Annotated in this window: 12 protein-coding genes; 10 read left to right on the top strand and 2 right to left on the bottom strand. The window is 56.8% G+C overall.

Going from position 1 to position 12,733, the window contains the following annotated elements; translation table 11 throughout:
• Positions 1-57: 57 nt before the first annotated feature.
• On the bottom strand, positions 58-1,521 hold the full coding sequence (locus VIJ98_RS14370; protein ID WP_061717947.1) for a M48 family metallopeptidase: 1,464 nt from the start codon (positions 1,519-1,521) through the stop codon (positions 58-60).
• 640 nt (positions 1,522-2,161) lie between these two features.
• Here VIJ98_RS14370 and VIJ98_RS14365 point away from each other — a divergent pair.
• From VIJ98_RS14365 to VIJ98_RS14320, 10 genes are all read left to right on the top strand, one after another.
• Positions 2,162-2,767 carry a DsrE family protein gene (locus VIJ98_RS14365; protein WP_008108336.1) on the top strand — a complete coding sequence of 202 codons (606 nt, stop codon included), beginning with the start codon at positions 2,162-2,164 and terminating at the stop codon, positions 2,765-2,767.
• 23 nt (positions 2,768-2,790) lie between these two features.
• On the top strand, positions 2,791-3,399 hold the full coding sequence (locus tag VIJ98_RS14360) for a DsrE family protein (RefSeq protein ID WP_008108337.1): 609 nt from the start codon (positions 2,791-2,793) through the stop codon (positions 3,397-3,399).
• Between the two features lie 126 nt (positions 3,400-3,525).
• Positions 3,526-4,551: a substrate-binding domain-containing protein gene (locus tag VIJ98_RS14355; protein WP_323274609.1), complete on the top strand. Its 1,026-nt coding sequence runs from the start codon at positions 3,526-3,528 to the stop codon at positions 4,549-4,551.
• Complete coding sequence (locus tag VIJ98_RS14350; protein WP_323274607.1) at positions 4,548-5,561, top strand: ABC transporter substrate-binding protein; 1,014 nt, start codon at positions 4,548-4,550, stop codon at positions 5,559-5,561. The genes VIJ98_RS14355 and VIJ98_RS14350 overlap by 4 nt, the downstream gene beginning before the upstream one ends.
• Complete coding sequence (locus VIJ98_RS14345) at positions 5,561-6,424, top strand: ABC transporter permease (protein ID WP_323274605.1); 864 nt, start codon at positions 5,561-5,563, stop codon at positions 6,422-6,424. Before VIJ98_RS14350 ends, VIJ98_RS14345 begins: the two co-directional genes overlap by 1 nt.
• Positions 6,421-7,233, top strand: a complete 813-nt coding sequence (locus tag VIJ98_RS14340) for an ABC transporter permease subunit (protein ID WP_323274603.1) — start codon at positions 6,421-6,423, stop codon at positions 7,231-7,233. Before VIJ98_RS14345 ends, VIJ98_RS14340 begins: the two co-directional genes overlap by 4 nt.
• Positions 7,230-8,213, top strand: a complete 984-nt coding sequence (locus VIJ98_RS14335; RefSeq protein ID WP_323274601.1) for an ABC transporter ATP-binding protein — start codon at positions 7,230-7,232, stop codon at positions 8,211-8,213. Before VIJ98_RS14340 ends, VIJ98_RS14335 begins: the two co-directional genes overlap by 4 nt.
• A gap of 206 nt (positions 8,214-8,419) precedes the next feature.
• Complete coding sequence (locus VIJ98_RS14330; RefSeq protein ID WP_407330304.1) at positions 8,420-9,238, top strand: phosphodiesterase; 819 nt, start codon at positions 8,420-8,422, stop codon at positions 9,236-9,238.
• 165 nt (positions 9,239-9,403) lie between these two features.
• The gene (locus VIJ98_RS14325; protein WP_323274597.1) at positions 9,404-10,996 is read left to right on the top strand and encodes a sensor domain-containing diguanylate cyclase; all 1,593 of its coding nucleotides are present in this window, start codon (positions 9,404-9,406) and stop codon (positions 10,994-10,996) included.
• 57 nt (positions 10,997-11,053) lie between these two features.
• Positions 11,054-12,127, top strand: coding sequence for an AI-2E family transporter (locus VIJ98_RS14320; RefSeq protein WP_008108349.1), 1,074 nt, complete (start codon positions 11,054-11,056; stop codon positions 12,125-12,127).
• 34 nt (positions 12,128-12,161) lie between these two features.
• Here VIJ98_RS14320 and bcp read toward each other — a convergent pair whose 3' ends face one another.
• On the bottom strand, positions 12,162-12,629 hold the full coding sequence (bcp, locus tag VIJ98_RS14315) for a thioredoxin-dependent thiol peroxidase (RefSeq protein WP_008108351.1): 468 nt from the start codon (positions 12,627-12,629) through the stop codon (positions 12,162-12,164).
• Between the last annotated feature and the right edge of the window lie 104 nt (positions 12,630-12,733).

Here is a 12,733-nt window from a genome sequence, read left to right as displayed (position 1 = left end):
GGCATTCCTTTGAACTGTTGAAACCGGCGGTCACCATAAATGGCGACCCTACAAAATCTATCCTTTCTGATACACCTTAAAACGCTTCTGCAATTCACGGAACTGATCGATGCGGGCGTCATAGCGCGCCTGTTTCAGGCTGCCGAGCGGCACCTGCGCGCTGGCGCTGCTTAAGGTGGAGATCGCCTGATCAAGCTGGCCATTCAGCGCCAAACCTTCAGCGCGCGCCGAGAGTTCTTCATCCCGCAAACCCTGCGCCGCCGACGCCTGCGCCAACAGATCAAAGGCGTTAACATCGTCTGGATGTGCAAAGGTGTAACGATTGAGGATGCGGCTGGCGTTGGCTGGCTGTTTTGCTTCGACATAGGCGTTAGCCAGGTTCAGTTGCAGTACCGGATTGGTGCTGCTGCCTTTGGCGCTGGTCAGCATGGCAATCGCCTGCTGCGGCTGATTCAGGCCGATGTCGATGTCGGTCATGATATCGAGGAACCAGACATTATCCGGCTGCTTCGCCAGCAGCGGGGCGATCACGCGTTTGGCGCTATCAAAGCTTTTAGCCTGCAGGAACTGCACCGCTTTGCCGTACTGCGCCGCCTGCTGCTCGCGCACGTTGCCTTTGGCGTATTCGTTCAGCAGGTCATCGGTTAGCTGATTGCGGCCCGTGGCGTACATACCGAGCGACCGCACTTTCGCCATGTAGAAATCCTGCGACGACTGCACCACCACCGGACGCATCTGGTTGGCGCGGTTACGCGCATCGGCCAGTCGGCTGTCGGGTAACGGGTGCGTCAGCAAAATTTCCGGTGGCTTGGAGGAGAAGCGGCTCTGATCCGCCAGCTTCTGCAGGAAAGTCGGCATCGCTTGCGGATCGAAACCAGCGCGCTGCAGCACCTGAATACCAATGCGGTCGGCTTCCTGTTCGTTGCCCTGGGTAAAGCTGATAATGCCTTGCTGCGCGCCTGCCAGCGTACCGGTCAGGGCCGCCATGCCCGCTTGCGGACTGGCCATCGCCAGCAGAATCGACCCCAATGCGCCCACCCAGGTCAGCGGCGCATTGCGTCGCTGCTCTTCCATGGCGCGCGCCAGATGGCGCTGCGTGACGTGCGAGATTTCGTGCGCCATCACCGACGCCAGTTGGCTTTCGTTATCGGTGTAGCGGAACAGCGACGAATGCAGCACCACGTTGCCACCAAAGAAGGCAAAGGCGTTGAGTTCATCGTTTTGGATCAAAAAGAAGTGGAACGGTGTGCGTACCGAGTTGGCATGCGCCACCAGACGCTGACCGAGCTCATTAATGTATTGATTCAACAGCGGATCGTTAATCAGAGGCGCACTGGCGCGCAGCTGGCGCACATAGAAGTCGCCCATCTGCAGTTCCTGATTAATAGAGAGCGTTGAACCTGCTGTGGTGCCCATGTCGGGCAGCGTATCACTGACGTCAGCACGCGCACTCAGCGCAGGCGTCAGCAGCAGCGTAGGAATAAGGGCCGCCAGCAATGATTTTTTCAACCGGTTAAACATGCCTTGATCCTGTAAAAGTCACCCGAAATTGGACAGGTAAGTGGTTCAAATGTTCTGCACTATTTTCCCTTTGCGTAACGCGCTCTATCTTAACCAGACTGCGACAACAAGCAAACGACGAAGCTTGATGGGGTATAAATGAAAAAATGGTTACAGCGCGACGAAATTGCAGCAAAAAATTGAATAGGCTGCAGCGAGATAAACAGGCTTCTTAACCGGAAAAAGTTAAAGTTACGTAAAGTTGCTCAAAATTATTGAGCCTGGCATGAACTTTTCCAGGTTTACTCTGAAAAGAAGAGGCAAATCAGCGCTATTGGCCCGCTTTATCCATCAGTGATTTTAATCGTGATTATGGAGTTAAGGGCATTTTGCACAGTAATTATTGGACAGATTTTAAACGCACGTAAACTTATCCCTTCTGGATGATGGTCACAATTTCACGTCCACTCTTTTCTTAACTCCTGCCAAAGCGTCAATCGAAAGCCTTTTTCAATTAACCCTGCTAATTATTTTTCACGCAACCATTCAGCCGGACAGCCCGTCACTACAGGACTTTTGCCATGCTCACGCTGTGGTATAGATAAAGCACTTTATTCAAACGGACTGTGAATTGACGCGCAGTGCATGCCGGAGAGTTTTTATGCGTTCTGTAGTCTCATACGCCCTTATCGCGATTGTCGGTGGCTTTGTTGGCGCCACCGTGAGCAAAGGTGATGACTTATATCAGCGTGTTGTCAGCCATTTTTCTGCCGAACCTACCGATCCCGACGGTTTTTGGAGCACGCCGGCCGTCGACGGCTACGGCAAAATCCATTACGAGCCGGATGCCGCCTTCAAACCGGTGGTTGGTTTAAGCAACAAAGTGGTGTTTCAAATCACCAAAAGTGAAGGAGAGATGACGCGGCCAAATCTTGGTCTTGAACGTGTCGCGCGCGTGGTGAATCTCTATATCGCTTCGGGCGTACCGGCCGACGACCTGCACTTTGTGGTGTCAGTTACCGGCGATGCCACGCCTGCGATGCTGGATAACGCGCATTTCCAGCAGTTCTACAAAGCGGACAACCCTAATCTGGCGCTGATTGGCGCGCTGAATAAGTTGGGCGTGAAAGTTTCAGTGTGCGATCAGTCGGTGGCGTTCCATCACTTCCCGAAAGAGTGGATTGACCCATCGGTGATTCATGCACTCTCCAGCCCGACCACCGTGTCGACGCTGGAAAATCAGGGTTATGCACTCTTACAGATGTAAATCTCAGGCACAGGAGAAGTGAAATGCGTCCAGCATCCTATATCGTTATTGCGGCCCTGGCAGGTTTTGTCGGCGGCAATGTATTACAACTGCCCGATTTGGTCGACAAGGTCAGCGATAAATTTGCCGACAAGAAAACCGAACCGGCTGACTTCTGGAGCACGCCGGCGATCGACGGCTACGGCAAAATCCATTATGTGAGTGTGCCCGACTACAATCCGGCAACCACGCCGGGATTGAGCAATAAAATCGTCTTCCAGATCAACCGTAATGAAGGGGATATTCATCAGGCCAACCTCGGGCTGGAGCGCGTGGCGCGCGTCACTAACCTCTATTACGCGGCGGGCGTACCGCTCGATCAGCTGAAGTTTGTGGTGTCGATCAATAGCGATGCGGTTCCTGCGGCGCTGAACAACGATCAGTTTCGCAAAGCGTACGGCACTGATAACCCGAATCTGAAGCTGATTGATGAGCTGAGAAAAGCTGGCGTGAAGGTGACCATTTGCGATCAGTCGGTGGCTTTCCATCAGCTGGAACGTGACTGGATTGATACGCGCGTCACCCACACGCTGTCGAGCGGCACCACCGTGGCGTCGCTGCAAAACGAAGGTTATGCCTTCCTGATGTTGTAATTCCTGCCTGACAGCAGTTCACGCTGCTGTCATCTCGCTGTCATTTCTCCGCGATGTTGCTGTCACAGTTCGCCGCTACTTTAAGCGCCAATGAGATCGATCTCATTGGCACTTTACGAGGCGAATATGTCCGATTTAATCAGCGTGGCCAAACTGGCTGGCGTTTCTCGCGCCACCGCTGCACGCGCATTTTCTGATCCGCATCTGCTGCGTGCTGACACGCTGGAAAAAGTGTTGAGCGCCTCCGAGCAGCTCGGCTTTCGCCCCAATCACATTGCCCGCCAACTGCGTACCCAGAGTTCAACCACCTTCGGCGTGCTGCTGCCGTCGCTGCTCAATCCGATCTTCGCCCGCCAACTGCAAGCGATGGAGCGGCAGGCGCGTGCCGCCGGTTACGGTCTGCTGGTGGCAACCAGCGATTATCAGCCAGAACGTGAAGCGGCGATTGTGGAACACATGCTGAATCAGCGCGTGGCCGGTTTGGTTCTTACCGTTGCCGACGCCGATAACAGCGCCATTCTGCATACGCTGCATCAAGCCAGCATGCCGTTTGTCCTGACGCACAACGTGCCGCAGGAAACCCACTGGCCCGCCATTTGCGTCGATAACCTTCAGGCGATGCAAGAAGCCACTCAACATCTGCTTGAACTCGGCCATCGCCACATCGGCATGGTGGCTGGGCCGATGCTGCAATCCGATCGCGCACGTCTGCGCTATCAGGGCTATTGCGATGCGATGCAACAAGCCGGACTCGACGCGCTGCCGGTGATTGAAATGCCCAGCCATACCCAATCTGATTTCGCGCTGCTGCAGCCGCAGCTACAAGGCGACACGCCGCTGAGCGCGGTGATTTGCACTAACGATCTGCTCGCCATCAGCCTGATTGGTGCGGCGGCGCGCGCCGGTGTGCGCATTCCGCAGCAGCTGTCGGTGATGGGTTTTGATGGCATCGATATCGGCGAGCAAATCGCGCCGTCGCTGGCGAGCGTAACGCAACCCGCCGACATGCTCGGCGCGGGTGCCATCGACATGCTGTTACAACAAGCCAGCCGCGGTACCCGCGTACTGGCACATCGGTTGCGCAGCGGCGAAAGCATCGCTGCACCCGCAACCGCTTTTTCTTCAATTGCCAACATCAGGGAACCATTATGAAAAAAGTCACCATCATTGCCGGGGCGCTCGCACTGACCGCCGGTTCGCTGTTCAGTAGTTTCACCCAGGCCGCTGAGACGGCAATTTGCTACAACTGTCCTCCCGAGTGGGCGGATTGGGGAACCCAGCTTAACGCCATTGCCAAAGACACCGGGATTCAGGTGCCGCAGGACAACAAAAACTCCGGCCAGGCGCTGGCGCAAATGGTGGCGGAGAAGGGTAATCCGGTGGCAGATGTGGTTTATTACGGTGTCAGTTTTGGCATCCAGGCGGACAGCGCCGGTGTCATCAGCGCCTATAAGCCCGCGCATTGGGACGAAATCCCAGCCGGAATGAAAGATCCCGATGGCAAATGGGTGGCGCTGCACTCCGGCACCATGGGCTTTATGGTTAACGTCGATGCGCTGGGCGGCGCGCCGGTGCCGCAATCCTGGGACGATCTGCTGAAGCCGGAATACAAAGGGATGATCGGCTACCTCGATCCAGCCAGTGCTTTTGTCGGTTACGTGGCGGCCGTGGCGGTCAACCAGGCGAAGGGCGGCAATATGAATGACTTCACGCCTGCGCTGACGTGGTTCAAAAAATTGCAGGCTAATCAGCCAATCGTACCGAAGCAGACCGCCTACGCGCGCCTGATCTCCGGTGAGATTCCAATCCTGCTCGACTACGACTTCAACGCCTATCGCGCCAAATATAAAGATCACGCCAATGTCGCCTTTGTGATTCCGAAAGAAGGCACGGTTACGGTGCCGTACGTCATCAGCCTGGTGAAGAACGCGCCGCACGCAGACAACGGCAAGAAAGTGATCGACTACGTGTTGTCGGATAAAGGTCAGGCGATTTGGGCCAATGCCTTCCTGCGTCCGGTGCGCACCTCGGCGATGTCCGCAGAGGCGAAGAAATTCTTCCTGCCAGACAGTGATTATGCGCGCGCGCAAACCGTGAACTATCAGCAGATGGCCGATGCGCAGAAAGCCTTCTCGGCGAAATACCTGAGCGAGATTCGTTAATGTCGATGGCTGACACCCTGGCGGCCTCGCGCCGCCAGATATCTACGCAACCGGGCAGCCGCTGGCTGTGGCTGACGCTGCCCGCGCTGCTGTTCTTCTGCTCTTTCTGGCTGCTGCCGTTTGCCCGTTTGTTGCAAATCGGTATGCAGGACGACCGCAGCACCCAGCACAGCGGTTACTGGACGGTGATCACCCAGCCGCACTATCTGCTGAGCCTGCTGAACACCGTGCTGCTGTCGCTGGCGGTGACGCTGGTGACGTTACTGATTGCCGCTATCGTCGGCTGCTTTCTGGCGCGCCAGCGCTTTACCGGGCGCGGCACCTTGCTGGCGTTGCTGACTTTCCCGCTGGCGTTTCCCGGTGTGGTGGTAGGTTTCCTGGTGGTGATGCTGGCCGGGCGTCAGGGATTGCTGGCGCAAATCAGCATGAGCCTGGTGCATGAGCGCTGGACGCTGGCCTATTCGCTGGCGGGGCTGTTTATCGGTTACCTCTATTTCTCGCTGCCGCGTGCCATCGTCACGCTGGTGGCGGCGAGTGAAAAACTCGATCGCTCGCTGGAAGAAGCGGCGCGTTCGCTTGGTGCCAGCCAGTGGCGCATCACCTGGGATGTGATTGTGCCCGGCCTGCAACCGGCGCTGCTCTCTACCGGCGCGCTTTGCTTCGCTACCAGCATGGGCGCCTTTGGCACCGCCTTTACGCTCGGCACCGATTTAGCGGTGCTGCCGCTGACCATTTACGGCGAGTTCACCAACTACGCCAACTTTGCCACCGCCGCAGCGCTGTCAGTGTTGATGGGCGGATTCGCCTGGCTGGCGCTTATGCTGGCGCGCCGTCTGGCGCAGGCTAAGGAGGTGCAATCATGAAACGTCGTGGACTGTTTAGCCTGCAACTGCTGATCACCGCCATTACCGCGCTGTTTATGATCGTGCCGGTGGTGCTGTCGATGCTGGCGGGCGTCACCAATAACTATTTTATCGGCCTGCGCAGCGGCCTCACGCTGAAGTGGGTGGAGCAAGTCTGGCAGATGTACGCCGATACTTTCTGGCTGTCGCTGCTGATCGCGCTGTTCTGCCTGTTGCTCACGCTGGTGATTGGCGTGCCCGCCGCATGGGGATTGCTGAAAGCGCCGGGCCGCTGGGCGGCACGTATTGAAGAGTGTTTGATGCTACCGGTGGCGCTGCCCGGTCTGGCGACCGCGCTCGGTATCATTCTGCTCTACGGCCAGTTTTCCGGCCTGCGCGACAGCTGGCTGTTTATCCTGATTGGTCACGTGCTGTTTACCTTGCCGTTTATGATGCGGCCGGTGCTGGCGGTGATGCAGGCAGTAGATATGCCGCGCCTCGAAGAAGCCTCGGCCAGCCTTGGTGCCAGCTTGTGGCAACGCTTCTTTACCGTGGTGGTGCCGAACTGCCGCAACGGCATTCTGGCCGGTGCTTTTATGGTGATCACGCTGTCGGTGGGCGAATTCAACATCACCTGGATGTTGCATACGCCGCTGACCAAAACCTTGCCGGTTGGCCTCGCCGACAGTTACGCCTCGATGCGGCTGGAAGTGGGATCCGCCTACACGCTGATTTTCATTCTGATGATTCTGCCGCTGCTGCTGATGCTCAATGCCGTGAATCACTGGCTTAACCGCGCGGTTTCGCGCCAACACAAGGAGGCAGCATGAATCCTGCGGCCGTTACCGTGACGCTGCGCGGCTGCGCACGTCACTTTAATCATCATCAGGCGCTACAACCGCTCGATCTCACCGTTCATGCCGGCGAAACGCTGGTGCTGCTGGGGCCGTCCGGCTGCGGCAAAACCACCACGCTGCGCATTATCAGTGGGCTGGAGAGCTGCGACGTCGGCGGCGAAGTGTGGTTTGACGATCGCAACGTTACCGCGTTGCCGATTGAAAAACGCAACGTCGGCATGGTGTTCCAGAACTACGCGCTGTTCCCGAATCTCAATGTGGCCGAGAACGTGGCGTACGGCCTGAAAGTGCAGGGCGTGGCGCGTGCCGAACGCGAAGCGCGCGTGCAGGAGATGCTGGCGCTGGTGGATCTCACCGCGCTGGCGCAGCGTAGCATCGACAAACTCTCCGGCGGGCTGAAGCAGCGTGTGGCACTGGCGCGCGCGTTAGCTGCGCGGCCCAAAGTGCTGCTGTTTGATGAGCCGCTGGCGGCATTGGATGCACGCCTGCGCGATCGTCTGCGTCTGGAGATCGGCGCGCTGCTGAAGAAGCTGGCGATCACCGCAGTCTACGTGACGCACGATCAGCAGGAAGCGATGGCGCTCGGCGACCGTATCGCGGTGATGGAGCAGGGACGTTTGGTGCAAATCGATACGCCGCAGAACATCTATCAGCATCCGGCATCAAAATTTGTCGCCGATTTTGTTGGCGCGATTAACTGCGTGGATGTGGATACGCGCGGCAATCCGCAGCGTTTCTGCCGTCCGGAAGATGTGCTGCTGGCCAGCGATGATCGCTATCAGCGCCAGGGTTTTATTGTTGCCAGCACCTTTTTGGGCGCATCGCAGCGGCTGATGATCGATATTGGGTTGGCCACGCCGATTCAGGTGGATCGCCACGCACGTGAAGCCTGGCATGCCGGACAAGCGGTGAGCTGGACGCTGGCGCAGGACGCTGCGCTGCAGTTCTCTTAATTGGCCCGGTCGCCATAAATGGCGACCCTACAAAAGCGTGCGGTGCCGTCGTAGGGTCGCGATTAATGGCGACCGATAAGCGTGCAGTGCCGTCGTAGGGTCGCGATTAATGGCGACCGATAAGCGTGCAGTGCCGTTGTAGGGTCGCCATTAATGGCGACCGGCCGGCGTTTCATATCCAAAGGAAAAAATTCGTGTCTGAAGCAATGACGCTAATCGCGCAAATTAGCGATTTACACATCAAGGCCAATGGCCGTTTGTCCTACAAAAAAGTCGACACCCAAGCCGCGCTGCTGCGGGTCATCGAGACGCTAAACCGCCTTACTCCGCGCCCCGACAGGGTGGTGATTACCGGCGACCTGGTCGATTTCGGCACGGCAGAAGAGTATCAAACGTTGAAGCAGGCGCTGCGCCAGCTGCAACTGCCGTTTATGCTGATGCCAGGCAATCACGACGATCGCCAGGCGCTGCGTGCGGCATTCCCGGATCATCACTATCTGCAGCGCGGTGAAACCCTGAACTGGCAGATGCAGGTAAAAGGCGTGCAGTTGCTGGCGCTCGATTCCAGCGTGCCGCAGCAGCCGTGGGGCTACGTGGATGAAGCGCAATTGCACTGGCTTGATGAGCAGTTGCAGCGCCAGCCGCAGTTGCCGACGCTGGTGATGCTGCATCATCCGCCGTTTCTCTGCGGCATAGAACATATGGATAACCAACCGCTGCGCAATCCGGCGGCGCTGGCGGCGATTATCCAGCGCCATCCGCAGGTGGAACGCGTGCTGAGCGGCCATCTGCATCGCTCGGTGCAGGCGCGTTTTGCCGGTACGCTGGCCTGTGTGGCACCGGGTGTATCGCATCAGGTGGCGTTTGATCTCGCGGAAAATGGCCCAACCAATTTTGTGCTGGAGCCACCCGGTTTCTTGCTGCATCGCTGGCATGCGCAGCAGGGCATGAGCACGCATTTGTGTGCCATCGGCGATTATCCCGGTCCGTGGCCGTTTTACGACGCCAACGGTTTGATCGATTAGCGCCAGCGCAGAGAAAGAAATCTGTGTGGCTGACAGGATGCTTCGTGCTCAATTTGCGTTGTGGGTGTACAATCGCCCGTTAGCTCACCAGGGCAAGTGCATCCAACAATAACAAGACTGTCAGGCACACATATTGATGAATCTATTCACTAAGGCCGGCGCGTTATGCTAATGCGCCTGCGGCCAAAAACTGACCTGCGAACGCTGATCGCGCTATTGGCGATCACCAGCATAGTCATCACGCTCGCCAACACCTTGTACGCCACCTGGCGCGTGCAACGTATGGTCCTGATCGAAAGCACTCTCGAAGCTAATCGCGCCTACGCCACCAAACTGGCGGCGACAACTGAGGTCTTCTTTCAGCTGGCTCAGTCGCAGCTGCACTACAGCGCGACGCAGTTGGGCAATGATTTTGATAATGCCGATCTGTCGCAGCAGGAAGTGAATCGCCTGCGTGAGCAAACCAACAGCTTCAACTCGGTGGCAGTTGTGGACAGCAATGGCATCGTGAAAGCCATTTCGCCCGAATCGCTGATGCTGAAGGGCATGCAGCTGACCAGCCAGGCTTCGCGTGAGGCGCTGGCGCAGCGTCAGCCGATGGTCAGCAAGCCCAGCATTTCCGCCGCCAATAACCTGATTGTGTTTGTCTCCTGGCCGATCTGGAGCAAAGACGGACGCTACCTTGGCTACGTCGGCGGTACCATCTACCTGAAGAAGAAAAGCATCCTCAACGCGCTGCTCGGCGAGCAGTTCTATCGCGATGGCACCCACGTTTACGTGCTGGATCGCAATAATCAGGTGCTCTATCACCAGAACAGCCAGCTGATTGGTAAAAGCGTGCCGGGCATCGTCAGCGATCGCCAGCGCGAAGAGAAAACCAACGGTGAAGTGCAACTGACAGAAGAGAACGTGCCTAAGCTGGCCGGTTACGCCATTGTGCCGACCACCGGCTGGATGGTGGTGGCGCTGAAACCCACCGATGTCACGCTGGCGCCGCTCACCGGATTACTGCTGAAAGTGTTGAAAAACTCGGTGCCGTTTGCGCTGCTGACCTTACTGGTGGCGGTGATTCTGGCGCGTCTGATTGCGCTGCCGCTGTGGCAGCTGGCGCGCAAAGCCAGCCAGATGGATTCACAAGGCGTGTCGAGTGAGATTGGCGGTATTCGCGCCTGGTATTTCGAAGCGGCGCAGGTCAAACGCGCGCTGCTTACCGGCATTGGTTTAGTGCAGGACAAAATTGGTCGTCTTAAATCGGAAGTGCAGAGCGATCCCATGACCAATCTGCTTAACCGCCGTGGCCTGAGCGCGGTGCTCGACTACTTCGCCACCATGCGCCAACCGTTCTCGGTGCTGGCGTTAGATATCGATCACTTCAAACGCGTCAACGATACCTTTGGTCATGACGTCGGTGATGAGGTAATTAAACATGTGGCGCGAACCTTACGCAGCAGCGCACGTCAAACCGATGTGGTGTGCCGTAACGGCGGGGAAGAGTTCCTGATGCTGCTGCCTGCGACCTCGGTTGAGGATGCGCGCATACTGGCTGAACGTGTGCGCATCAGCATTGCGGAAAACTGGATTGACCAGGTCGGCAATGTCACGCTGTCGGTGGGCATTGCCGACTGGCAGCCGGAAAGTGGTACGCAGGAGCAGAGTCTCAAGCAAGCCGATGCCGCGCTCTATCAGGCGAAAAATGCCGGACGTAACTGCGTGATGATCTCCGGCCAGGATGCGTTGGTCAGTAGCATTACACACTAAGTTTTTTGTAGGGTCGCCATTCATGGCGACCACATTTTTAGTATCAAGGATGTTTTAATGCTCGTTCTGCTTTATCAATGGTACAAACGCCGCTTCAGCGATCCGCAGGCCATCGGGCTGCTGGTGATTCTGCTGGCGGCGTTTTGCATTCTGTTCTTCCTCAGCGGTTTGCTGGCACCGCTGTTAGTGGCGTTAGTGCTGGCTTATCTGCTGGAGTGGCCAACGGTGCGCTTGCAGCGTGTTGGCTGTAGCCGAACCTGGGCAACCAGCGCGGTGCTGGTGGTGTTTGCCGGCATCTTGCTGGTGATGGTGCTGATTGTCGCGCCAGTGGCGTGGCAGCAGGGTATCAACCTGACGCGTGACCTGCCAAACATGCTGAATAAGCTTTATGTGTTTGCTGCTGGCCTGCCGAAGCGTTATCCGGCGCTGGTCGATGCGGGCATCATCGATATCATCGTTGAGAACCTGCGCAGCCGTCTCACTGGCCTGGGCGAATCGCTGGTGAAGTATTCACTGGCGTCGCTGGTGGGTTTAATGACGCTGATGATCTATCTGGTGCTGGTGCCGCTGATGGTGTTCTTCCTGCTGAAAGATAAAGAGCAGATGCTGAATGCGGTACGTCGCGTGCTGCCGCGCAATCGCGGTTTGGCGGGCGTGGTGTGGCAAGAGATGAATCAACAGATCACCAACTATATTCGCGGCAAAGTGCTGGAAATGGTGGCGGTGGGATTTGTTACCTGGCTGGCGTTCCTGCTGCTGGGCCTCAACTACTCGCTGCTGCTGGCGGTGCTGGTGGGCATTTCCGTCTTAATTCCTTATATCGGCGCAATGGTGGTGACTATTCCGGTAATTGGCGTTGGCCTGTTCCAGTGGGGATTGGGCAGCGATTTCTGGACCATGATCGCCATTTATCTGGTGATTCAGGCGCTGGATGGCAACGTGCTGGTACCGATTCTGTTCTCTGAAGCGGTCAACCTGCATCCGTTGGTGATCATTCTGTCGGTGGTGATTTTCGGCGGGATGTGGGGATTCTGGGGCGTGTTCTTTGCGATTCCGCTGGCGACGCTGGTGAAAGCGGTGGTGCGTGCGTGGCCAGAAACCCCGGCGCTCGACGAGCCGCGCGCTGAGTAAAAGAAAACGGGTGCGACCTGCGCACCCGTTTACATCAGGCTGACTTCAGATAATCCAGCACAATGTCGTGATGGTTGGAGGTTTTGAAATCGTCGAACACTTTCTCAACTTTGCCGTTGGCATCAATCAGGAAACTGATGCGGTGAATGCCGTCATAGGTTTTGCCCATAAAGGTTTTTTCACCCCAAACGCCAAACTGCTCACACACCTGATGATCTTCATCCGATAACAGCGTGAAGTTCAGCAACTCTTTATCGGCAAAGCGCGACAGCTTCTCAGGCTTATCGGTGCTGATACCCAGAATCTCAACGCTAATTTTTTTCAACTCATCCATGTTGTCGCGCAGTCCGCAAGCCTGCACGGTGCAACCCGGCGTCATGGCTTTCGGATAGAAATAGACCAGAACGCGCTGTCCCTGGAAGTCGGCCAAATTTACTTGTTCGCCGTCCTGATCGGGCAAGCTAAATTTCGGTGCAGTATCACCGGCTTTCAGTGGATTCATCACAACTCTCCATTTTTTCTACATGCTGTGGGTAATACACCATCAAGAGCAAAAGTGCCAGGTGGTGTTTACCGTCAGGGTTATTTCACAACACGGTTTGCCGC

It is taken from the genome of Pantoea sp. S18 (assembly GCF_045689705.1).
GTDB lineage: Bacteria > Pseudomonadota > Gammaproteobacteria > Enterobacterales > Enterobacteriaceae > Pantoea > Pantoea symbiotica.
This window is presented reverse-complemented; position numbering and strand designations above follow the sequence as displayed.